20 protein-coding genes and 1 pseudogene are annotated in these 21,744 nt (G+C 69.6%); 6 read left to right on the top strand and 15 right to left on the bottom strand.

Annotated features, from left to right (window positions below):
- Positions 1 to 7: 7 nt before the first annotated feature.
- A complete protein-coding gene (locus ACQEVI_RS01645; protein ID WP_432893992.1) occupies positions 8 to 625 on the top strand; it encodes a TetR family transcriptional regulator in 618 nt (205 codons plus the stop codon).
- Between the two features lie 61 nt (positions 626 to 686).
- Here ACQEVI_RS01645 and ACQEVI_RS01650 read toward each other — a convergent pair whose 3' ends face one another.
- Positions 687 to 1,865, bottom strand: coding sequence for an acyl-CoA dehydrogenase family protein (locus tag ACQEVI_RS01650; RefSeq protein WP_432893994.1), 1,179 nt, complete (start codon positions 1,863 to 1,865; stop codon positions 687 to 689).
- Positions 1,866 to 1,922: 57 nt separating this feature from the next.
- Here ACQEVI_RS01650 and ACQEVI_RS01655 point away from each other — a divergent pair, with 57 nt between their 5' ends.
- Positions 1,923 to 2,717, top strand: coding sequence for an enoyl-CoA hydratase-related protein (locus ACQEVI_RS01655; protein WP_432893996.1), 795 nt, complete (start codon positions 1,923 to 1,925; stop codon positions 2,715 to 2,717).
- 42 nt (positions 2,718 to 2,759) lie between these two features.
- Positions 2,760 to 3,572: a TrmH family RNA methyltransferase gene (locus tag ACQEVI_RS01660; RefSeq protein WP_432893998.1), complete on the top strand. Its 813-nt coding sequence runs from the start codon at positions 2,760 to 2,762 to the stop codon at positions 3,570 to 3,572.
- A 25-nt stretch (positions 3,573 to 3,597) separates the two neighbouring features.
- Here the strand turns inward: ACQEVI_RS01660 and ACQEVI_RS01665 are convergent, their stop codons facing one another.
- The 7 genes from ACQEVI_RS01665 to ACQEVI_RS01695 all read right to left on the bottom strand — a co-directional run bounded on the left by ACQEVI_RS01665 (position 3,598) and on the right by ACQEVI_RS01695 (position 9,606).
- Positions 3,598 to 4,725 (bottom strand): GNAT family N-acetyltransferase, encoded by a 1,128-nt coding sequence (locus tag ACQEVI_RS01665; RefSeq protein ID WP_432894000.1) that lies wholly within the window; start codon positions 4,723 to 4,725, stop codon positions 3,598 to 3,600.
- Between the two features lie 8 nt (positions 4,726 to 4,733).
- On the bottom strand, positions 4,734 to 5,882 hold the full coding sequence (locus ACQEVI_RS01670; protein WP_432894002.1) for a GNAT family N-acetyltransferase: 1,149 nt from the start codon (positions 5,880 to 5,882) through the stop codon (positions 4,734 to 4,736).
- Between the two features lie 51 nt (positions 5,883 to 5,933).
- Positions 5,934 to 6,746 (bottom strand): DUF554 domain-containing protein, encoded by an 813-nt coding sequence (locus ACQEVI_RS01675; protein ID WP_432894004.1) that lies wholly within the window; start codon positions 6,744 to 6,746, stop codon positions 5,934 to 5,936.
- Positions 6,747 to 6,755: 9 nt separating this feature from the next.
- Positions 6,756 to 7,898, bottom strand: coding sequence for a serine hydrolase domain-containing protein (locus ACQEVI_RS01680; protein ID WP_432894006.1), 1,143 nt, complete (start codon positions 7,896 to 7,898; stop codon positions 6,756 to 6,758).
- A gap of 109 nt (positions 7,899 to 8,007) precedes the next feature.
- A complete protein-coding gene (locus ACQEVI_RS01685) occupies positions 8,008 to 8,787 on the bottom strand; it encodes an SDR family NAD(P)-dependent oxidoreductase (protein ID WP_432894008.1) in 780 nt (259 codons plus the stop codon).
- A gap of 34 nt (positions 8,788 to 8,821) precedes the next feature.
- Positions 8,822 to 9,172 carry a HepT-like ribonuclease domain-containing protein gene (locus tag ACQEVI_RS01690; RefSeq protein ID WP_432894010.1) on the bottom strand — a complete coding sequence of 117 codons (351 nt, stop codon included), beginning with the start codon at positions 9,170 to 9,172 and terminating at the stop codon, positions 8,822 to 8,824.
- The gene (locus ACQEVI_RS01695) at positions 9,169 to 9,606 is read right to left on the bottom strand and encodes a helix-turn-helix domain-containing protein (RefSeq protein WP_432894012.1); all 438 of its coding nucleotides are present in this window, start codon (positions 9,604 to 9,606) and stop codon (positions 9,169 to 9,171) included. Before ACQEVI_RS01695 ends, ACQEVI_RS01690 begins: the two co-directional genes overlap by 4 nt.
- Before the next feature lie 178 nt (positions 9,607 to 9,784).
- Here ACQEVI_RS01695 and metH point away from each other — a divergent pair, with 178 nt between their 5' ends.
- Positions 9,785 to 13,312, top strand: a complete 3,528-nt coding sequence (metH, locus tag ACQEVI_RS01700) for a methionine synthase (RefSeq protein WP_432905758.1) — start codon at positions 9,785 to 9,787, stop codon at positions 13,310 to 13,312.
- A 787-nt stretch (positions 13,313 to 14,099) separates the two neighbouring features.
- Positions 14,100 to 14,924: a transposase family protein gene (locus ACQEVI_RS01705; protein WP_432894014.1), complete on the top strand. Its 825-nt coding sequence runs from the start codon at positions 14,100 to 14,102 to the stop codon at positions 14,922 to 14,924.
- On the opposite strand, the gene ACQEVI_RS01710 is transcribed toward ACQEVI_RS01705, so the two are convergent.
- From ACQEVI_RS01710 to ACQEVI_RS01740, 7 genes and pseudogenes are all read right to left on the bottom strand, one after another.
- Positions 14,906 to 15,649, bottom strand: a complete 744-nt coding sequence (locus ACQEVI_RS01710) for a hypothetical protein (RefSeq protein ID WP_432894016.1) — start codon at positions 15,647 to 15,649, stop codon at positions 14,906 to 14,908. The two genes, ACQEVI_RS01705 and ACQEVI_RS01710, sit on opposite strands and share 19 nt — an antisense overlap.
- A 253-nt stretch (positions 15,650 to 15,902) precedes the next feature.
- A complete protein-coding gene (locus ACQEVI_RS01715; protein WP_432894018.1) occupies positions 15,903 to 16,094 on the bottom strand; it encodes a LuxR C-terminal-related transcriptional regulator in 192 nt (63 codons plus the stop codon).
- A complete protein-coding gene (locus ACQEVI_RS01720; protein ID WP_432905761.1) occupies positions 16,094 to 16,573 on the bottom strand; it encodes a response regulator in 480 nt (159 codons plus the stop codon). The genes ACQEVI_RS01715 and ACQEVI_RS01720 overlap by 1 nt, the downstream gene beginning before the upstream one ends.
- Before the next feature lie 5 nt (positions 16,574 to 16,578).
- Positions 16,579 to 17,151 (bottom strand): sensor histidine kinase, encoded by a 573-nt coding sequence (locus tag ACQEVI_RS01725; RefSeq protein ID WP_432894020.1) that lies wholly within the window; start codon positions 17,149 to 17,151, stop codon positions 16,579 to 16,581.
- A gap of 189 nt (positions 17,152 to 17,340) precedes the next feature.
- Positions 17,341 to 17,808: pseudogene (locus ACQEVI_RS01730) on the bottom strand (transposase); the annotation flags it as partial.
- A gap of 240 nt (positions 17,809 to 18,048) precedes the next feature.
- A complete protein-coding gene (locus tag ACQEVI_RS01735) occupies positions 18,049 to 18,729 on the bottom strand; it encodes a hypothetical protein (RefSeq protein WP_432894022.1) in 681 nt (226 codons plus the stop codon).
- 413 nt (positions 18,730 to 19,142) lie between these two features.
- Positions 19,143 to 20,393 (bottom strand): M20 metallopeptidase family protein, encoded by a 1,251-nt coding sequence (locus tag ACQEVI_RS01740; protein WP_432894024.1) that lies wholly within the window; start codon positions 20,391 to 20,393, stop codon positions 19,143 to 19,145.
- 177 nt (positions 20,394 to 20,570) lie between these two features.
- Here ACQEVI_RS01740 and ACQEVI_RS01745 point away from each other — a divergent pair, with 177 nt between their 5' ends.
- Positions 20,571 to 21,605: a hypothetical protein gene (locus ACQEVI_RS01745; protein WP_432894026.1), complete on the top strand. Its 1,035-nt coding sequence runs from the start codon at positions 20,571 to 20,573 to the stop codon at positions 21,603 to 21,605.
- The last annotated feature ends 139 nt before the right edge of the window (positions 21,606 to 21,744 follow it).

Genomic DNA, 21,744 nt, shown 5'->3' on the forward strand with positions numbered 1-21,744 from the left:
TGCTCGCGTGACCCCGCGCAGGCAGCAGATCCTGAGCACGGCAGCCGACCTGTTCGCCGCCCGTGGCTTCCACGGCGTCTCCATGGGAGACATCGGGGCGGCCGTGGGCGTCTCCGGCCCCGCCCTGTACAAACACTTCGCGGGCAAGGAGGACATTCTCGGGCAGTGCCTGCTGCACGCCTCCGACCAGCTCCTCGCCGGTGCCCGTGAGCTGCTGTCCGACGGCGGGGCGCGCTCCGCCGTCGGGCAACCAGCGGTTGCTGGTGCCCAGCCCGTCGAGGCTGCCGGGGCCGAGGCCGCGCTGGAGGCCCTGATCGCCAGGCACGCCGACTTCGCGCTCGACAACCCGGCGCTGATCGTCGTGCAGGAGCGGGAGTGGGCCGCGCTCGGGGCCGAGTCGCAGGCGCAGGTCCGCAAGCGCCAGCTCGCCTACGTCGACGTGTGGTGCGACGCACTGGGGCCGCTGCGCCCGGACCTGTCGGCCCCGCAGGCGCGCGCGGCGGTCCAGGCGGCGTTCGGCCTCCTGAACTCGACCCCGCACAGCGCCCGCATCGGCCGCCCCGCCATGCACGCTCTGCTGACAAGCATGGCCCGCTCGGCCCTCCTCCCCACCCGAGACCGTTGAGTGCTGGCCATTTGCGGTCTCGAAACGTTCCGAGACCGCAGATAGCCAGCACTCAACGGGTTTACTCGACCGGGAGGCCCAGGCCTCTCGCTATCAGCATGCGTTGGAGCTCTGAGGTGCCCTCGCCTATCTCCAGGACCTTGGCGTCGCGGTAGAAGCGGGCGATGGGGCCGTCCTCCATGACGCCGTAGCCGCCGAACACCTGCGCCGCGATCCGCGTGGCCGTCACGGCGGACTCCGTGGCGTACAGCTTGGCGACGGACGACGCCCGCCGGAACTCGTCGAGCGGCGCGCCCTCGTCCTTGAGCGCAGCGGCCCGGTAGGTGAGCGCCCGGCTCGCCTGGAGCATCACCTCGATGTCCGCGATCTGGAAGGCGACGCCCTGCTTGCGGCCGATCGGACCACCGAACGTGGGGCGCACGCCGGCGTGCTCCACCGTGAGGTCCAGCATGGCCTGGATGCAGCCGGTGGCCAGGGCCGCGACGGCGACCCGGCCCGTGTTGAGGCAGATCATGAGCTGCTTGAAGCCGTTGCCCCGCTCGCCCAGCAGGTGGGCCTCGGGGACGCGCACGTCCTCGAACCGCAGGGCGTGGGTGTCGACGGCGCGCCAGCTCATCTTGTCGTGCAGGGGCTCGACGACGAACCCCGGGGTGTCGGTCGGGACGATGACGGCGCTGAGCTCCGGCCGGCCGTCGGGCAGGGTGCCCGTGCGCGCCGCGACGGTGCAGACGCTGGTGATCGGGGTGCCGGAGTTGGTGATGAACTGCTTGGCGCCGTTGACGACCCACTCGCCGTCCACAAGCTCGGCGGTGGTGGACATGGCGTTGGCGTCGCTGCCCGCGCCGGGTTCGGTGAGGCCGAAGGCGCCGAGGGTGCGGCCGGCCACGAGGTCCGGCAGCCACCTGTTCTTCTGCTCGTCGGTGCCGTAGGCCAGCAGGGTTCCCACCCCGAGGCCGACGCCGGCCCCGAGCGTGATGCCCACCGACTGGTCCACGCGGCCGATCTCCTCGACGGCGATGCTGAGCCCGGTGAGCCCGAGGTCGGACCCGCCGTATTCCTCAGGGGCGGTCAGGCCGAACAGGCCCAGCTGTCCCATCTGGTGCACCAGCTCGACGGGCAGGCGACTCTCCCTGTCCCAGCGGCCGATGTGGGGCGCGATCTCGCGGTCGGCGAACTCCCGTACCGCGTCCCGGAGCTTGGTGTGCCCCGGGTTCTCTGGTGAGGTATGCATGTTAGGCATGCCACAGAGGTTAACCACCATTAACCTCATCGCGCCAGGCCCACCGGAGGACTTCCTATGCCCGACCAAAGCCAGGTCACCTACGACGTCGTAGCGCTCGACCTGCCGGAAACCCTGCCGGACGACCGGACGGACGACCGGACGGCGTCCTACGCCCGGATCACGCTCGACAGCCCGGAGCGCCGCAACGCCCTCTCGCACGCCCTGCTCGACCAGCTCCGGGCCGCGCTGAACCGTGCCGCGTACGACGACGTCCACGCGGTGGTCCTGGCCGCCGAGGGCCCCGCGTTCTGCTCGGGCGCCGACCTCACCGAGGCGCTGCGCGACGGCATGACCGACTCCGCGCGACGCCTCGCCGAGGTGCTGCGCACGATCCTCGCGCTGCCGAAACCCGTGGTGGCACGCGTGCACGGGCCGGTGCGAGCGGGCGGGATCGGGCTGGTCGCCGCGTGCGACGTCGCGATCAGCGCCGACCACATCACCTACGCCTTCACCGAGGCGCGCCTCGCGCTGGCGCCCGCCGTCATCTCGCTCGCGGTGCTCCCGCGGATGACGCCGCGGGCGGCGTCGCGCACGTTCCTGACCGGTGCGCCGTTCACCGCCGCCGAGGCCGCGGACTGGGGTCTGGTCACCCAGTCGGTCCCGCTGGACACGCTCGACCGGGAGGTCGACGCGGTGCTCGCCGAGCTCGCCGCTGCCGACCCGCAGGGCCTCACCGCCACCAAGGAGCTGCTCAACGCGGACGTGCTCACCCGGTTCGACGGACAAGTGGACCGGGCGGTGACGACGTCCGCGCAGCTGTTCAGCTCCGAGCGCGGGCGGGCCGCGATGGGGCGGCTGCTGCGGCGCTGACCAAGAAACGGCGCTGACCAAGAAACAGTGTTGGATGGGGGCGTGGCCATACGGATCTCCTCGCGCAACGCACGCTTCCAGCAGCTCGAGACGCTGCTCACCAACCGCAACAAGCGGCACCGCGCCGCCGAGTTCATCGTGCAGGGCGTGCGGCCCATCACCATGGCCGTGGAGCACGGCTGGGAGGTCCGCTCGCTCCTGTACGACGCCGAGCGCCACCTCTCGCAGTGGGCCCGGGGCGTGCTCGCGGCCCACCCCCACGTCGAGCACGTCAAGATGGCGCCCGACCTGCTCGCCGAGCTCGCGGAGAAGGACGAGGCCGAGCTGCTCGCCGTCGTCGCGATGCGGCCCGACGACCTGGACCGGATAGAGGCCGGGCCCGACTTCCTCGGGGTCGTGTTCGACCGCCCCACGCAGCCGGGCAACATCGGTGCGGTGATCCGCTCGGCGGACGCGTTCGGGGCCGACTGCGTGATCACGACCGGCCACGCCGCCGACGCCTACGACCCCAAGTCGGTGCGGGCCACCACCGGGTCCTTCTTCGCGACGCCGGTGGTGCGGGCGCCGTCGTCCGCCGAGGTCATGGAGTGGGTGACCGCGCGGCGCGCCGCAGGCCTACCCCTGGTGGTGGTCGCGACCGACGAGCACGGCGACGGCGACATCTCCGGGTACGACCTCACCCAGCCGGTCCTGCTCCTGGTCGGCAGCGAGACGACCGGGCTGACCCGCGCGTGGCTCGACGCGGCGGACGTGACCCTGAGCATCCCGATGACGGGCTCGGCGAGCTCGCTCAACGCGGCGAACGCGGCGACGGTCGTGCTCTACGAGGCCCGCCGCCAGCGCCTCGCGAAGTAGCCCGCGGGTCAGAGCTCTATCGAGGCTAGAGCTCTATCGAATACATGCGGGAGCCCGTCGTCTTGGTGTAGCCGAGGCTCGCGTACAGCCCGTGGGCCCCGCTCGGGTTGGCCGTGTCGACGTCGAGCGCCGCGTACTGCATACCGTCGGCGGCGAACGCCCGCATGCCGGCGGCGAGCGTCGCGAGGGCGATCTTGCGGCCCCGGTAGGCACGGCGCGCGCCGAGCATGTCCGTGTACCCGAACGAGTACCCGCGCACCGCGAAGTCCTCGGTGTACCGGGCGGCGATCTCGTAGCCCACCACCAGCGGCTCTCCGGCCCTCAGGGCCGCGGCGGTGTCGGGGTCGGTGTCGGGCGAGGCGAGCAGGGCGTCGACGTCCGGCGCGTCGTCGACCACGACGAACGACCACTCCGGCGCGAAGCCGGCGCGCTGCTTCCACTGCTCGCGAGTCTGCGGCTGGCTGCCCCAGTGGTCACGGAAGGCGTCGTTGTGCGCCAGGCGGGTGGCCTCGTCCAGGTCGGTGGACCACGGCACGAGCCGCAGCGAGCCGGTCAGGGCGACGTCGGGCACGGGTGCCGCGTCCGGCCCGGTCAGCGGCCGCGCCAGGTCGGAGTAGTAGCGGCGCACGCCGAACCCGGCCCGCTCATAGAGCCGGTGCTTGGACGCGGGCACGTCGTCCTCGGCGAACACGCCGATGCGGCCGGGCACGTCCTTGCCCGACGCCGCGAGCATCTGCCGGGCGCGGCCCGTCCCCCAGGCCAGCAGCTCCCGGCCGATGCCCTCACCGCGGCGGTCGGGGTGCACGCCTCCCCAGCAGAACGCGCGGACCGCCGTCACGTCACCGGGCGGGCTGTCGACCTGGGCCCAGGCGACGAGGGCACCGTCGTCGGCCGGATCGGTGGAGAACCCGAGCAGGGAGTCCGCCGTCATGTCGCGCCAGGCCCCCTCGAAGATCTCCTCGATCTCCTCCAGGGTCTCGACGTACGGCTCGGCGTCGGCCCGGGCGATGAGGTTGCGCAGCGCGAGCCAGGTCGGTGCGTCCTCGCGGGTGGCGGCGCGCCAGGTCAGGCCGCCGGCCGTGGGGATCGTCAGGGTCGCCGGCGCCGCGGCGCGCTCGGCGATCGGGGCGAGGGTCGGGGTCTCGGTGCTCATGGTGGTCCTCACAGTTCGATCGTGTGCAGGGTGGAGCCGTCGCTCTTCGTGTAGCCCAGCCGGGCGTACAGGGCGGGCGCACCGGTCGGGTTGTCGGTGTCGACGTCCAGCTCGGCGCGCTGCATGCCGTCGGCGGCGTAGACGTGCATCGCGTGCGTCAGCAGGGCGGCAGCGATGCGGCGTCCGCGGTACGCGCGGCGCACGCCGAGCAGCCCCGTGTAGCCCGCCGTGTAGCCCTGCGACTCCCAGTCGTGCTCGTACCGCTCGCCCAGGTGCAGCCCGACGACGTACGGCGTGCCCGGTGGCACCGTCGTGTCGCCGGGCTGCTCGTGCTCGGACCCCTCGTAGCGCACCGACTCGTCGATCACGACGAACGACCACTGCGGGGCGAACGCGCTGCGGAACGCCCGCCAGGACTCGGCGGTGCGCGGCTGGCTGCCCCAGTGGTCCCGGAAGGCGTCGTTGCGGGCCAGCCGCGTCGCGTCCTCCAGTGCGTCGGACCACGGCACCAGCCGCAGCGGCGGCTCCAGCCCGATCGCGGGCACCGGCGTACTCAGGTCGCGCAGCAGGTTGGCGTAGTACCGCATCGGCTCGTACCCCGCGGCGCGCAGCAGGTCGTGGCGCTCGGGCGGGTCGACGTCGCAGACGTGCGCGGCGATCCGTCCCGGCAGCCCGGCCACCTCGGGGTCGGCACCCAGCGCCGCGAGCGCCTGCCGAGCGCGTCCCGTACCCCAGGCGAGCAGCTCGGTGCCGATGCCCTCGCCGCGGCGGGTGGGGTGCACTCCCCCGGTGACGCCGGTGCGCAGGAGGCTGACGCCGGTGGTGGGATAGCGCTCGACCAGCGCGTGGGCGAGCATCGTGCCATCGGCGTCGAGGCCCACCAGGCTGTCGGTGACGGCGTCGAACACGGGAGCATCGAAGATCTCCTCGACCTCGCCGGACGAGGTGAACCAGTCGCGGCCGTCGGCCTTCTCGACCGCGTTCATGAGCTCCGTGAGCGCGGGGACGTCCGCACGCGTCCAGGGCCGCCAGGTCAGGTCGCCCGCCGTGGGGGCGGGCAGCGCACGGGCCGCCGCTGCGCGTTCGGCGATCGAGGCGGGCGCCGGGCCGGACACGGGGTCAGGCACGGCGGACAGGCCGGACGGATGCGTGGACATACGGCCACGCTAGGCGACCGGCCCGCGCCGGGCACGGGATTTTGCGGGTGGTCAGCGCAGCGCGATCACGAGCTGCGTCAGCAGGGGTGCCACGAGCAGGGCGGGCAGCAGGTCACCCACCGGGATCTGCTTGATGTGCAGCAGCCGCAGGCCGATGCCCACCAGCATGAGGCCGCCCGTCGCGGTGAGGGCGGCGATGTGGGCGTCGGGCAGCACCGACCCGAGCAGCACGCCGGCCAGCGTCACCAGCCCCTGGACAACCGCCACCGACACCGCGGACAGCAGCACCCCGATCCCGAACGAGGACGCGAACGCGAGCGCCGCGAAGCCGTCGAGCACGGACTTCAGCAGGAGCTGGTCGATACCGCGGCCGAGGCCGTCGGACAGCGATCCGAGGATGGCGAGCGGCCCGACGCAGAACAGCAGGGACGCGGTGAGCCACCCCTCGATGAACCGTTCGCGCGCCGTCTCGTCCTGGCCGGTCTCGGTGGCGTCGACGAGCACCGGACGCCGGGACGTGCGCGCGCCGTCGGACCGTCGGCCCAGCCAGCCCTGGATCGTGCCCGCCAGCGCTTCGAGGCGGGTCTCGATCCGCAGCAGCGAGCCGGCGATGCCGCCGATCAGCAGGGAGCCGAGCACGATCAGCACGGGGGCGCCGCTGCCCGTGGCCGCGACGAAAGCGGCGTCGGTGACCGCCATCGCGGACAGCGCGGCGACGAGCAAGGTCACCAGGCCGAGGATGTCGGTCACCACCGCATGGGTGCGCTGGGGCAGCCGGTGCCCCACGGCCATGCCCAGCAGCGACCCGACGACGATCGTCCCGACATTGATCAGCGTGCCCAGCCCGGGGAGATCGACGTTCACCGCGCGAGCCTAACCGTCGGCCGCGGCCTCCCCTGTCTTCGCCAGCCGCTCGAAGAGCGCGGAGGTGATGCCGCCGCCGTCCTCGCCCAGGTCCCAGCCGTCTCCCGCTGACCGGTTGGCCACCCAGAACACGAACGTGTCGCCCGCCGGGTCGCGGGCGATCTCCCCGTAGGACCAGCCGTTGCCCCCGTTGTGCCACAGGATGCTCGGGTCCTCCGGGTCGTCGACGACCCAGCCGTAGGCGTAGTAGGTCTCGTCGGGCTCCTCGCGCACCCGCGCCTCGAACAGCTCGCGCTTGGCGTCGTCGTCGAGGACGACGTCGTCGAGCAGCGCGACGTGCCAGCGGAACATGTCGCGGGGCGTGGAGAGCAGGCCGCCGTTGCCGCGGAGGTTCCAGTACGGACCGTCGTCGGCCCAGGGCTGTTCGAGCGGTGTGCCGTGGGTGCGCCCCTCGGCGTCGTACTGGTCGGCCACCTGCGCCTTCGACCAGTCGGGCAGCACGTAGCCCGTGCTGGTCATGCCGGCCGGCGCGAACAGGTGCTCGGCGAGGTAGGCCTCGTAGTCCTGGCCGGACGCCTCCTCGACGACGGCGGTCAGCAGGCTGTAGCCGACGTTCGAGTACAGGTACGTCGTGCCGGGGCGCGACAGCAGCTCGGAGCCGAGTGCATCGCGCAGGAAGGCGTCGCGGGTCAGCGGGTCGTCGTCGGACCCGAGCGAGTCGAGGAACCCCGACGAGTGGGTCAGCAGCTGCTCGATCGTGACGGACCGCTTGTCCGCCGGGACGTCCGGGAGGTGGTCCGCGAGCGGGTCGGAGAACTTGAGCAGGCCGTCCATGTCCAGCCGCACGATCGCGGCGGCGGTGAACTGCTTGGTCATCGACCCGATGTCGAGGACGGTGTCGCAGCCCGCCTGCTCCCCGGACGCCGCGTCCGGGTCGCCCCAGCCCTGGCACAGGTCCATCGTCGTGCCCCGGCCGGCGACGAGAGCGCCGCTGGAGCCGGGCGGGAGGCCGTCGCCCAGGATCGACTCGGTCGACTCGGTCGGCCCCGGTGAGGCGGTCTGCCCGCCGACGCCGGGACTGTCGGAGCTGTCGGAGCCGCTGCACCCGGCGAGGACCGTCAGCACGGCGAGCACCGCCAGGCCGCGTATCATCCGTCGTCCGTGTGCTGCGGGTCTTGCCTGGTTGGCGCGCGTCGTCGTCACGACCGTCATTGTTCTGGTCGGGGGCACCCTGCGCACCGAAAGACCCGGCGCACCACGATCAGTGCACCGAGAAGCCGCCGTCGACGAACAGCGAGTGGCCCGTCACGTACCCGGAGGACGCGCTCGCGAGGAAGACGGCGGCGCCCGCGAAGTCCTCGGGCACGCCGTTGCGGCCCACGGTGGTGCGGGCGGCGAGCGCCGTGATCTTCTCGGCGTCGTCCTGGAGGCGCTGGTTCAGGGGCGTCAGGACAAACCCGGGCACGAGCGTGTTGGCGGTGACGCCGCGCGACGACCAGGCCTCGGACTGGGAGCGCGCGAGGGATTCGAGGCCGCCCTTGGAGACGCCGTAGGCGCCGCTGTCGACGAACGAGCGGTGCGCCTGCTGCGAGGAGATGTGGATGAGGCGTCCGAAACCCCGCTCGGCCATGCCGGGCGCGAACCGCTGTCCGAGCAGGAACGGCGCCTCGAGGTTGACGGTCATGGTGACGTCCCAGATCGCCTGGTCGACCTCGCCCAGGTGCGGGCGCAGGTTGATGCCCGCGCTGTTGACGAGGATGTCGGGCTCCCCCGCGGCCGCGGCGATGCCGTCGGTGGCGGCGTGGACGCCGTCGCGGGTGGACAGGTCGGCGACCACCGTCTCGACGGCGCAGCCGCGCTCCCGCAGGCCGGCCGCGACGTCGTCGAGCCGCTCGGCGCCCCGGGCCACGAGCACGGTGCGCGCCCCGGCCCGCGCCAGGGCCTCGGCGATGGCCCGCCCGATGCCGGAGCTGCCACCGGTCACCACGGCGGTGCGGCCCTGAAGGGAGAACAGGGAGGCGAGGTAGTCGTGCGTCGTCATGGCCGGACGGTACCCGAGCCGTCGGCACCGGATCTCACGATTCGAGCAACTCGCGCACTCGGGCCGATACCACCGGGACATGGTCCGCGAGGATCTCCCAGATGATCTCGAAGTCCACGACGTCATACCCGTGCGCGACGAAGTTCCGCGTGTCCTTCAGGTTGCGTAGCTCCAGTTCTGCGTGAGCCTCCACGAATCCCGGCACCTTGCGATCGAGGCGCGCCACCACCTCACCGAGCCGGACGAGCAGGTCCTCTCCCGCGTAACGCAAGAACTCGTCCTGGTCGAAGGCCGGCTTTCCTCGACGCACCAAACGAGCGACGGCGTCGGCGTGCAGGAGGAGATCGTCCAGCAACTGGATCGCGCGCGGGTCAGACTCCGTCACAGCGGTACGGCTTCGTCGAGGATTCGCCGGTGCCGTTCCTGGAGCCCGCCTTCGCTCACCACGTCGACGTGCACCCCGAGCAGGGCTTCGAGCTCCGGTGCGATCCGCCCGAACGTCCATGCCGCACCCCGTGGGACGACCACGAGAACGTCCAGGTCACTCTCCGACGTGTCCTCGCCGCGAGCCACCGAGCCGAAGACCCGCGGGAGCAGGGCGCCGTGCCGGGCGATGATCGCACGAACCTCCGCGCGATGCTCGTCGAGCACACGGGACGGTCGCCTCATCGCGTGCCGGATGCGTTCCACCATCGCCGGAGACACGGCGCGGCGCCCCGACTCGTAGGCGGACAGGTTCGACTGCGCGATGCCGACCAGCTCGGCGAGCTGCTTCTGCGTGAGGCCCGCAGCCTCGCGCTCTGCGCGAAGATCACCCATGAGGCTCAATTTATCATTGATAACTGTCGCGTGTATCTGCCCGGAGTCGTCCGCCCGCCGGTCGGCCAGCACGCGGGTGTCAGGTGCGACGTACGCTGCCGAGGTGACCGCACTCCCCGCCGCTGTGCCCGCCGAACTGCCCGTACTCGCCGAGCGTTCCGCCGCCCTGCTGGACGCCATGCGCACGCGCGTGGTCGTGGCTGACGGCGCCATGGGCACGATGATCCAGGCGGCGAACCCGACGCTGGAGGACTACGAGGGTCTGGAGGGCTGCAACGAGATCCTGACGGTCTCGCGGCCGGACATCATCGCGGGCGTGCACGACGCGTTCCTCGAGGTCGGCGTGGACGCCATCGAGTCGAACACGTTCGGCGCCAACTGGTCGAACCTCTCGGACTACGGCATCGACGACCGCATCCGCGAGCTGGCCCGCAAGGGTGCGGCGATCGCCCGCGAGCGCGCCGACGCGCACGCGACGCCGGACAAGCCGCGCTGGGTGCTGGGCTCGATGGGCCCGGGCACCAAGCTGCCGTCGCTGGGGCACACCACCTACGCGCACCTGCGCGACACGTTCGCGGAGCAGGCCGCGGGCCTGATCGAGGGCGGCGCGGACGCGCTGCTGATCGAGACCAGCCAGGACCTGCTGCAGGCCAAGGCCGCGGTGACGGGCTGCCGGCAGGCGATGGCCGACGTCGGGCGGCGGGTCGCGATCATCGTGTCCGTGACCGTGGAGACCACCGGGACCATGCTCATGGGCTCGGAGATCGGCGCCGCGCTGGTGGCGCTGCAGGCGCTGGGCATCGACTCGATAGGTATGAACTGCGCGACCGGCCCGGAGCAGATGAGCGAGCACCTGCGGCACCTGTCGCAGCACGCGGAGATCCCGGTGGCGTGCATGCCGAACGCGGGCCTGCCGGTGCTGGGGCCGAACGGCGCCTCCTACCCGCTCACCCCGGAGGAGCTCGCCGCCGCGCACACGCAGTTCGCGCGCGAGTTCGGCCTGGGTCTGGTGGGCGGCTGCTGCGGTACGACGCCGGAGCACATGCGCCTGGTCGTCGAGGCCGTGGGCGGACGTCCCGTGGCGGAGCGCGCGCCGGTGCGCGAGAACGCCGTCGCCTCGCTGTACTCGGCGACGGACCTGCGGCAGGAGACGAGCTTCCTCGCGATCGGCGAGCGCACCAACGCCAACGGCTCCAAGGCGTTCCGTGAGGCGATGCTGGAGAGCCGCTGGGACGACGTCGTCGACATCGCCCGGGCGCAGACGCGCGACGGCGCGCACCTGCTGGACGTGTGCGTGGACTACGTGGGGCGCGACGGCGTGGAGGACGTCCGGGCTGTGGTCTCGCGCCTGGCCTCGGCATCGACTCTCCCCCTGGTCATCGACTCCACCGAGCCCGCGGTGATCCGCGCGGGCCTGGAGCTGCTGGGCGGCCGCGGCGTTGTGAACTCCGTGAACTTCGAGGACGGCGAGGGGCCGACGTCGCGCTTCGGGCGGATCATGCCTGCGGTGGTGGAGCACGGCGCCGCCGTCGTCGCGCTGACCATCGACGAGGAGGGTCAGGCGCGCACCGCCGACCACAAGGTCGCCATCGCCTCGCGGCTGATCGACACCCTCGTGGGCGAGTGGGGCATGCGCGTCGACGACATCATCGTCGATGCCCTGACCTTCCCCATCGCCACGGGCCAGGAGGAGACCAGGCGCGACGGGATCGAGACCATCGAGGCGATCCGTCGCATCACCCAGAAGTACCCCGGCGTGCACACCACGCTGGGTGTCTCGAACGTGTCGTTCGGGCTGAACCCGGCGGCGCGGGCGGTGCTGAACTCGGTTTTCCTGCACGAGGCGACGGCGGCCGGGCTGGACTCGGCGATCGTGCACGCGGCGAAGATCCTGCCGCTGTCCTCGATCCCGGACGAGCAGCGGCAGACGGCGCTGGACCTGGTGTGGGACCGGCGCGAGTGGGACGGTGACGGCAACCTCACCTACGACCCGCTGTCGAAGCTGCTCGACCTGTTCGAGGGTGTCGACGCCGGGGCGATCCGGGACGCCCGGGCCGCTGAGCTGGCTGGGCTGCCCGTGGGTGAGCGCCTCGCGCGACGGATCATCGACGGCGCCCGCAAGGGGCTGGAGCCGGACCTCGACGAGGCGCTCGGCGACGGCATGAAGGCGCTAGACATCGTCAACGACCACCTGCTGGAGGGCATGAAGGTGGTCGGCGAGCTCTTCGGCAAGGGCGAGATGCAGCTGCCGTTCGTGCTGCAGTCGGCGGAGGTGATGAAGGCCGCCGTCGCGCTGCTGGAGCCGCACATGGAGAAGGTCGAGGGCGACCAGACCAAGGGCACGATCGTGCTGGCGACCGTGCGCGGCGACGTGCACGACATCGGCAAGAACCTCGTGGACATCATCCTGACGAACAACGGCTACAAGGTGGTGAACATCGGCATCAAGCAGCCGGTGAGCGCCATGATCGACGCCGCGATCGAGCACGACGCCGACGTCATCGGCATGTCGGGGCTGCTGGTGAAGTCGACGGTGGTGATGAAGGAGAACCTGGAAGAGCTGGCCTCCCGCGGGTACGACAAGCGGTGGCCGGTGCTGCTGGGCGGGGCCGCGCTGACGCGGACGTATGTCGAGGACGACCTGGCTTCTGCTTTTCCGGGCGTTGTGCGGTACGCGAAGGACGCGTTCGAGGGGCTCCGGCTCATGGAGCCCTTGGTGCGCGTCGCACGAGGGGCTGCGCCCGACGACGTCGGGCTGCCGGCACTGAAGAAGCGGCGGCACGCGGTGGTGACGGTGACACAGACGGCTGTCGAGGACCTGCCTGCTCGGTCTGACGTCGCGGCCGACAACCCGGTGCCCGACCCGCCGTTCTGGGGGACGCGGATCGTGAAGGGTGTGCAGCTCTCCGAGTACGCCGCGTTCCTGGACGAGCGGGCTACGTTCATGGGCCAGTGGGGGCTCAAGCCGGGGCGGTCCTCGGATGGCGCGTCGTATGAGGAGCTGGTCGAGACCGAGGGGCGGCCGCGGCTCGCGGAGTGGATGGACCGGATCCGGACGGACCAGATCATGGACCCGACTGTTGTCTACGGGTACTTCCCCGTGTGGTCGGAGGGGAACGACGTCGTGGTGGCGCACCACGGGGAGCTCTCCGGGATCGGGGCGCCCGACGGCGGGTCCGGTGGTGCTGTCGGGTCTGAACGGCTGCGGTTCCACTTCCCGCGGCAGCGTCGGGACCGGCACCTGTGTCTTGCTGACTTCGTTCGGCCTCGGGAGTGGGTCGAGGAGACCGGGCGGTTCGATGTGCTGCCGGTGCAGCTGGTGACTGTCGGGGACACTGTTTCCGCGCACACCGGTCGGCTCTTTGAGGCCAACAAGTACAGGGAATACATGGAGCTGCACGGGCTGTCGGTGCAGCTGACCGAGGCGCTTGCCGAGTTCTGGCATGCGCGGGTGCGGGCCGAGCTCGGGTTCGCCGCAGAGGAGCCTGCCGGGGTCGAGGGGATGTTCAAGCTGGAGTACCGCGGGGCGCGGTTCTCGCTGGGGTATCCCGCGTGTCCCGAGATGGAGGACCGGCACAAGGTGGTGGAGCTGCTGCGGCCGGAGCGGGTCGGGGTGACGCTTTCCGAGGAGCTGCAGCTGCATCCGGAGCAGTCGACGGATGCGTTCGTGTTCCACCACCCGGAGGCTAAGTACTTCTCTGTGTGACTTCTGGGGTGATGATCGTCCGACCACGTCAAGCCTGTTCTGACTGGTCAGAGCTTCGGGCAGACTCCCGTAGCTCCCGTATCTGAACGTCGCTGGACGTCCCTCAGCGGACCAAAGCGTGTCATAAACGTGTCAGGATCGCGCTCGTCGGGCGCGAAGCTCTGATCGTGACACGGTTTGGCTCTCTGACCAGCGCAAATCGGTGCGAGCTTGGCACGAATTGGGTCCCGACCTGGGGGTATTGCGTGGTCCTGAACTCCGGCCCCTGCCGGCCGTCCTGCTGGTACTGGCGGACGACGGTGACCGCGGGGCCACTGCGACCCGCACGACGCCCCTCACGCTAAGAGTTACGACCGCAGCGGAGCAATTTACTTCGATCGCCGAAGTGGGTGCAGACGAAAGGCCGCTCCCCCGAGAGGAAGCGGCTTTTCGTGGCAGCAACCCGGAAAACTATCGGCACGGTCGTGCTACTGCCTGGCAGTACTGCAAACGGCCCCGCGTACGCCCTACGGTGCCTGCCCCTTGAGCCCGCGCAGGTTCATCCGGGCCACACCACCGCATGCCGCGACCCCCTCGTTCCCTAGCCCGATCCCTGCGGCCAGGTCCACGATGAGGGGGCCAGCGCGACAGGCCTGTTCGCGCGCGCTCGGCCGACGGCGCTACTTAGAGCCCTATTCAGGGGCGTCGAGGGTCTTATGAGTGCTTCACGTCCTGACCTGCGTCGTTGCTGGTCAGGGGCAAGTTTCGGCAGGTAGCGCAACGGCCCTTGCGTTCGGTTGGATCCAGGTTGTCTACGCCAGGTTCCGAGCCGATCGAAGGGCCGATGCGCTACAAGAGTACTTGCGGGCTGACGCCTGCCCAGACGACCGAGCTGATCGCCCGCGCATGGCAGGTCCACCAGAACCGGCCACCGGATCAGAGGTACGACTTCGTGCTGCCGTTCGGCACAGCGGTGACGCTGGTGCTCCTCAAAGCGCGGCACAACCTCGCTCAGCAGCTGACCGGAGACCTGTTCGGCATCTCTCAGGCCACGGTCTCGCGGATCTGGCGGTACCTACTGCCGCTGCTCGGACAGGTCACCGCACTGGACCGCACCCGTCTGGCCGACGCACTGGCGCGCGGGACGGTGCTGGTCGACGGCACCCCGATCCCGACCGGCAACCGTGCCGGGACCGGGACGACGAACTTCAACGCCAAGCACAAGAAGCAGGCGCTGGGCGTTCAGGTCGCGGCCTTCCGAGACGGGACACTGGCCGACGTCTCCGTGCCCGTACGCGGCTCCCGGCACGACTCGCGGGCCCTGGACGAGGTCGGATGGGCCGGCCAAATCACCACCGCCCGGGCCGAGCGCGTGGTCGCGGTGCTGGCCGACACCGCCTACGTCAAGCACACCCGCCTGACCCCGCGCAAGAAGACCACCGGCATCCCACGCAGCACCGCTGACAAAGCATGGAACCGGCACATCGCCAGCCTCCGAGCACCGGTCGAACGCGCGATCGCCCTGCTCAAACAGTGGAAGATCCTCTCAGCCGGCTACCGCGGCCGACTGGCCGAACTACCAAGCATCATCCACATGATCACCAACCTGGAGTTCTACCGACTCACGCGCTGAATAGGGCTCTTAGTGAACCTGCCGTCGCCAATCACAATGTCAGGCCTGTTATTCATCGCATCCGAGTCCTCCTCCAGGACTGACATGGTGATTGTGATGTAACTAGCACTGGCCAAACTCAGCTTCACCTCATGAACCTCACCGTATCGAATCGTGACGCTTTCGATGATGGATCCGTCCGAGTGCGCGATTTCGACCGTTGCTGTGTACGCGGGCGCCGTGCCCTCACTCAACATCACGTCCGCTTGAAATGTAGTCAGCCCGGAGGGAACCTTGAAGTCTAGAGACTTTGTTTGCGTGTTAAAATAGCTGGGCGTGAAAACGATGCTTCTGCTGTATACTTTTTCATCCATCTGAACGACTTCTTCGTCTGCATAATTCCCGTAGCTTCCACCAATGGGCTCGATGTCCGTCAGATACCGCACGCTGACCTCAGTGGAGATCTTGCTCGGCGACTCGTCGAGCACGCTAGGTTCGGGCGAGAAGGTCGGATCCGCGTCTCCCCCGAACGAATCAGTTGGTGTTGGTGTAGGCGGGTGAAAAGTCTCGCCTTGGCCCTGCACTGCAGTGGTGGACGACGGAGTGCCACCCTCAGGCGTTCCGCTTTGAGGCAAAATACCTGGCAGAACTTGGATCGCCGCAGCCAGAATCCCGGCAATCACGAGAGCAACTGCGCCGATCCAGGCAGCCGTGACTACGTTGTCTCTTTCTACGTCTCTTTCCACGTCGCCCCTCGGGTCAAAGAAGCCTATGCAGCTGGAATGGGCAGTTCATCTGCAGCGGATAGGCGCTGCAGCCGTTCAGCTCGCGTGCCCGGGCAAGCTCGACAGCACGGGATATCTGAGGATCGACCGTACAACCAGTGACCGGTGAGCGGTCCGACATCGCTGGGTGAAGTCGATGGCAGCCTGGTGAGTCGGTGGGTGAACACGCCAGCACCCCCGCATATGTAAGGAACCGCTAAACACCGCGAACAGGTCACAGTGCGGCGAAGGATCGCTGGGTCATCGTCGTGGCCGGACCAAACCCGCGTCGTAGGCGAAGATGATGGCCGCGGCCCGGTCCCGGGCGCCGAGCTTTGTTGAAGAGCGCGCGGACGTGGGTCTTGATCATGGTCTCGGCGAGGTAGAGCTCGTCAGCGATCTCGCGGTTGGAGGCACCGCGCGCCATCAGCCGCAGGACGTCGAGCTCGCGGCCGGTGAGCGCGTCGAGCCGGCTGTCGTAGTGAGCCGGCGGGCGGTTCGACCGGCGGTAGGAGTCGAGGATGGTCCGAGGAGGGAGCCGTCGATCCAGGTCCCGCCGGAGGCGACCGTCCGGACCGCCTCGATCAGGTTCTCGGCGGTGGCGGACTTCAGCTCGAACCCCGCGGCGCCCGCGTCGACCGCGGACCACAGCGCCTCGTCGTCGTCGAACGTCGTCAGGATGCAGACCGGTGGTCCGTCGGCGGCCCGGAGCCGGCGCATCGCCTCGATCTCGTCGACGCCTGGCATGCGCACGTCCATGCACACGCCGTCGGGCGTGTGCCGGGCGACGGCCAGGGCGACGTCGCCGCCGTCGCCGCGCTCGACGACCGCGCTGATGTCCGGCTGGCTGCGCAGGATCAGCCCGAGCCTCGCGCGCACCATCGGCTGGTCGTCGACCAGGAACATCCGGATCACGCGGCGGACCCGACGAGCCGGCGGGGCAGGCGTGCCTCGACCGCCCAGTGGTCGCGGTCGGGGCCGGCGAGGAAGGTGCCGTCGATGGCGGCCACCCGGTGCTCCAGGCCCGCCAGCCCGAGGCCGGCGTCCGCGTGCGGGGTGGCCGGGCCGAGCGTGTTCTCGATCCGTACGGTGATCGTCTCGAGGTCACCATCGATCCGGATGGCCGCCTCGGGCGCGGGTGCGTGCTTGGCGACGTTCGTCAGTGTCTCGCGCAGCACGCCGTGCAGCACGAGGCAAGGTGCGGTCGAGACGTCGTCCAGGTCGCGGGCGACGTCGAGGTCGATGCGCATGCCCGCCTCGCGGTACCTGGCCACCAGCCGGTCCACCTCCTCCGCCTCGGCGGGCGAGGACGCGAGGTTCAGCCGCGCACCCGATAGGTGCAGCAGGACGACGCTGAAGCTGTGCCCCACGAGGTCGTGCAGGTCACGTGCCATGCGTTGACGGTCCTCGGCGACAGCGGTCTCGGCCAGCCTGGTGCAGGTGCGGTCCAGCTCCTCGATCAGCGCCCACTGCTGCCCGACCACGTGCCTTGGTTATACCGACGGTTTGCACCAGCAGGAGTCCTGGGAGGTTCGTGGAGTATCGCCACTGCGTCGACGACACGTGGACCCACATCCGGTGCCACCTGCCGGCGCGGCTGTCCCCTCCGGGGCAGGGTTTGCCGTAAGCACCTGGCAGGATTCGCGGCATGACACCGCGTCTTCAGAGAGCACCGGCTCGTCGGTCAGGGCGAGGGTCTGCATCCAGGCAGTGAGCTCGCCGGCCAGCGCGACGATCGCGCACCAGATCCGGTTGGCGTCGAACGAGGTCAGCGGCAGGTTGGCCAGTCCGGCTTCCTTGGCGCAGCGGATCCGGTCCTCGCAGCGGGCCCGGCGGCGGTGCCGTAGCTCGAACTGGGTGCCGGTGCCGCCGGGGGTGGTGTTGGTCGCGAACGCGGTGATCCGCATGCCGTCGACGTCCTGGAACCGCAGCTGGGCTCCGGGGTGAGGGCGTTCCTTGCGTGCGATGACGCGTATCCCAGGCGGCCATGAGGTCAGGTCCATCAGCCCGGTCAGTTCGGCGACCCAGGCCCCGTCGCGGACCTGGTCGTGGGCGTCGCAGGCCTCGGTCCACACGTTCTGCGGGATCTGAGCGAGCAGGTCCGGGGTGTTCTCCGGGAGCGTGAACCCGACGCTGTAGGACCATCACCTCGGAGAACATCGACACGGCGCGCTCGGTCGCCAGCATATGCAAGTACCAACCGCGCTCAGCGATCAGAGGTAGGACCGCGCCAGAATCTGCCGAGCCGCCCCAGCAGCGCACACCACGACGTACAGGACACCGTTCACACCGCGTGACGACACCGGCTGGCCAATGGCTGTCCGGCGATCACTCCGGTCACCGCGAGATCATGCCCTGAGGCCGGAGGCCGCCTTGCTGAGCTACGGGTTCTCCGGGTACTGGGGGCGCTTCCTCTTGAGCTTGGCCAGGTCGCTGAGATCGATACCGGTGACCTTTGCGTACTGCCTGGACCAGTCAGCGACTGCGTGCCGGAAGAGGTAGTCGGGGCGATGGCCCGCCGGCTCCTCGCCTCGGTCCCACAGTTTGGCGACAGCCGCCCGCTCCAGTATCTGATCGCCGCTCTGGCGAGCCAGAAGGATGGCCTTAGCAAGCCGCGCCGGTTCGTTGTTGGTTGGCGTGAAGGACCAGACCTCGCCTCGGTGAACATGGGCGTCCGCCAGTAGCAGCAGCCCGAGGTCGTGGGGTTCGCGGACGAAGTGCAGAGAGGGCGGGCCGTAGCGAGTGACGCTGGCAGTGACCTCCGGCGCAAGCGAGGCGCTGCCCGCCGGCCAGTGATAGCAGGCGGCTGGAGGGGTGTCGGTCGGACTTGAGCTGCCGGATGGCGAGGGGTGGTCTACCCGGATGCTCACTCCGCCGAAGAGGTCCATCCGCTCACCAAGGCCGGTGTAGTCCGTGTGGACCAGCCAGCCGAAGGCCGACCGGTCGTAGTGTTCCTTCCAGATCGAAAGTGTGGAGCGCAGGCTTCCTTGGACGAACGTCAGGTTGCCGCCATCGATGTTGGCAGGAGTCATTCCGAGCAGCTCAGTGAACTGATCGGCCATCCTGCGCATCGTCCAGGGTCGCGTCACAAAGGCATGGTATGCAGTGCGCACTGACCGCAGGATCGGACACCACGGCTCCCACCGATCAGTGGTCACTGTCGCTGGCAGCCGCGGCCGACGCCGTCGTGATCTTGCGCGGCCACCCTGGTGACGCACATGGCTGGGGTGACGGGATGGTCAACGGTGATCCCCGCACCCGAGACAGCCTCTGGATGGGCGTCGGCCAAGCGCTTGCCTGTCTCGCGGACCCGTCCGTGCTCGCCGCGGACTCGCCCGGCCCAGACGAACGGTTCGACCCCGGGACGTTCCTGCGCGAACGGGCACGCTAACCGGACGGCGGCACACCGGTCACTCTCCACTGCGCGTCGTCCTGTGTGAAGGGCATTCTGAGCAGAACGCCCCGGCACCTTGGCTCAGCCCCGTGCAGCCGCCAACTTTGTCAAAGTCGTAACCGCCAGCTCCGCGAGCGCCGCCGCCTGTTCCCCGAGTACGGAGTCATCGAACCGGACAACCGCGGAATGGTTGGACGGCGCACCCTCCGCGGGGACGTCATCGGGCCGAGCCCCGAGCTGGATGAAGCACCCCGGCACTCGCTCCAGGACGTAGGAGAAGTCCTCCGCGCCCATGATCGGATTGGGCCGCACAAAGACCCGGTCAGCCCCGTACATGCCCGCCAGGACGGTCTTCGCGTGGTCCCACATGTCGGCGTCGTTCACCGTCACCGGATACTCCGGTTGGAAGCCGACGTCGGCCGTGCAGCCATGCGCGCCCGCTACGCCTGCGACGAGCCGTGGTAGTTCGACTGCCAACTGCTCAAGCGATGCCTTCGACAGGGTGCGCACGGACGCTACGAGCCGAGCGGTGGACGGGATGACGTTGGACGCCGTTCCCGCGTGCAACTCCCCCACCGTGATCACCACCGGGTCGAACACGTTGATCCGGCGGGTCGTGTACGACTGCAACGCCATGACGACTTCGGCCGCGACCGTCACCGGGTCGACCGACATCCATGGCGAGGAGCCATGACCACCCCTGCCATGAACAGTCACGTTCAGGACGCTGTTGCCGGCCCAGGCGGGACCCGCTCTGGAGACGAAGAGACCCTTGTTGTACAGGCCGGTGACATGGATGCCGAACGCAGCATCGACACCCGCGCCGGCCGCATCCAGGACGCCCTCCTCGATCATCGGGAGTGCTCCCCCGGGCCCCTCTTCGCCGGGCTGGAACATGAAGACGACGTTCCCTGCGAGCTCGCTCTTCCTGGCGCTGAGCAGACGTGCAGCCCCGACCAGGCCGGCCACGTGCAGATCGTGCCCGCACGCGTGCATCGTGCCGGTGGTCGCGGCGAACGGCTCACCCGAGTCCTCCATGATCGGCAGACCGTCCATGTCACCGCGCAGCAACACCGTTGGCCCCTGGAGATCCCCACGCAGGACGGCGACCACCGAGCTGAGCCCGGCACCGACTGTGATCTCCAGCGGCAGCCCGTCCAGCGCCTCAAGTACCGCCGCCTGCGTTCTAGGCAGATGCAGTCCGACCTCGGGGTGCTGATGGATCCGCCGTCGTAGGGCAACCAGGTCGTCGAGAATCAGTGCCGCATCTTCCACAAAGCCCACGCTGTCAGTTCTCCAATCAAGTGTTGCCTGTTTCGCCGGGCCGCTCACGTCTGTCCTCCCGTGCGTCCCGACTGGGCCCCGGGAGCGTGGTCGGCGTCGCGAAACTTGCTGAGAGCCTAAACGGCCAGAGCGCCCACGAGGCAGAGTGGTCGAGGCCTATCAGGGTGTGGGCACATCCGTCGCATGCCTGGTGTTCAAGCGGTGCTGTCAGGCACGATCGCGGCCATGCGCATCCTCATCCTCGGCGGCACCTGGTTCCTTGGTCGTGAACTCGCGCAGAGCGCGCTCGCCCGGGGATGGGCGGTGACGTCGTTCACCCGCGGCCGCAGCGGTCTGCCGCCTGAAGGTGTCGAGCACATCATCGGTGACCGCAGGAACGCGGATGATCTTCGGCGGCTGCGCGAAAGGGGACCGTGGGACGCGACCGTCGACACCTCCGCCTACGAACCAGGGGACGTGAACCACGCGCTTGCAGAACTTGGGGACCGCGTGGGTCTCTACGTGCTGCTGTCGACGGTGTCGGCCTACCGGGACTGGCCGGATCGTCCCGTCGACGAGACGGATGACCTGTGGCCGTCGCGCATGGACGCACGTGAGTCGGACCCGGATGTGGCCGGACTGCCCGGGCCTTTCCAGTACGGAACCCTCAAGGCGGGATGCGAGCTCGCAGCGACGGCTGCGCCAGGAGGTGCCCTGATCCTGCGCCCCGGGGTAATCCTCGGTCCAGGGGAGTACACCGGTCGGATGCTCTCCCTCTTCGAACACGCACAGCGCAACGGGGCGTGGCTCCTGCCTCCCAGGGAACCTGAGGTCCAGCCGGTCGACGTACGCGATGTCGCGCGGTTTGCCCTCGACCAGATCGCGGCAGCGCGGACCGGCATCTACAACCTGACAGCTCCGTTCGGGCACGCCACCTATGGCGATCTGATCGATGCGTGCCTCGAAGCCACCGATGGAACTGCGACTCCGGTCCACGCGAACGACGCGTGGCTCATCGAACAGGGGGTACGCCAGTGGACGGAGATCCCTCTGTGGCGAACCAACCCCGGGACGTGGCAGGTCGACGGCGCCAAGGCGGCGGCAGCCGGGTTCGCGTGCAGGCCCCTGCGGGAGACCGTCCTCGACACCTGGGCCGGCTACCAGAAGCAGCAGCCGGTGTATCACCCGCGACAGGACGAGCACGGTATGGAGCCTGCCCGCGAGGAACACCTGGTCACGCTATGGAGCGATCGCGCCGGAGGCGGCGCCATCCGCGAGTAGTCGGGTGCACTCCATCCATCGCTTGACGGCATTCTGGACAGCATCTCCGGCATTCTGACGTGGCGCCTGCCATCGTGCCTCGGACGTCACTACGCTGGTGAAGCACTGCACGCCCGGATGCGCGCATTGGTACCACCAC

Source organism: Promicromonospora sp. CA-289599, from assembly GCF_050936155.1.
Classification (GTDB): Bacteria; Actinomycetota; Actinomycetes; order Actinomycetales; family Cellulomonadaceae; genus Promicromonospora.

Bases quoted from the DNA above. Each gene is read 5' to 3' on its own strand.
- ACQEVI_RS01650 (WP_432893994.1), bottom strand. From the start codon at position 1,865: ATGCCTAACATGCATACCTCACCAGAGAACCCGGGGCACACCAAGCTC.
- ACQEVI_RS01655 (WP_432893996.1), top strand. From the start codon at position 1,923: ATGCCCGACCAAAGCCAGGTCACCTACGACGTCGTAGCGCTCGACCTG.
- ACQEVI_RS01665 (WP_432894000.1), bottom strand. From the start codon at position 4,725: ATGAGCACCGAGACCCCGACCCTCGCCCCGATCGCCGAGCGCGCCGCG.
- ACQEVI_RS01670 (WP_432894002.1), bottom strand. From the start codon at position 5,882: ATGTCCACGCATCCGTCCGGCCTGTCCGCCGTGCCTGACCCCGTGTCC.
- ACQEVI_RS01680 (WP_432894006.1), bottom strand. From the start codon at position 7,898: ATGATACGCGGCCTGGCGGTGCTCGCCGTGCTGACGGTCCTCGCCGGG.
- ACQEVI_RS01685 (WP_432894008.1), bottom strand. From the start codon at position 8,787: ATGACGACGCACGACTACCTCGCCTCCCTGTTCTCCCTTCAGGGCCGC.
- ACQEVI_RS01695 (WP_432894012.1), bottom strand. From the start codon at position 9,606: ATGGGTGATCTTCGCGCAGAGCGCGAGGCTGCGGGCCTCACGCAGAAG.
- metH (WP_432905758.1), top strand. From the start codon at position 9,785: ATGCGCACGCGCGTGGTCGTGGCTGACGGCGCCATGGGCACGATGATC.
- ACQEVI_RS01715 (WP_432894018.1), bottom strand. From the start codon at position 16,094: ATGGCGCGCGGTGCCTCCAACCGCGAGATCGCTGACGAGCTCTACCTC.
- ACQEVI_RS01720 (WP_432905761.1), bottom strand. From the start codon at position 16,573: ATGTTCCTGGTCGACGACCAGCCGATGGTGCGCGCGAGGCTCGGGCTG.
- ACQEVI_RS01735 (WP_432894022.1), bottom strand. From the start codon at position 18,729: ATGGCCGATCAGTTCACTGAGCTGCTCGGAATGACTCCTGCCAACATC.
- ACQEVI_RS01745 (WP_432894026.1), top strand. From the start codon at position 20,571: ATGCGCATCCTCATCCTCGGCGGCACCTGGTTCCTTGGTCGTGAACTC.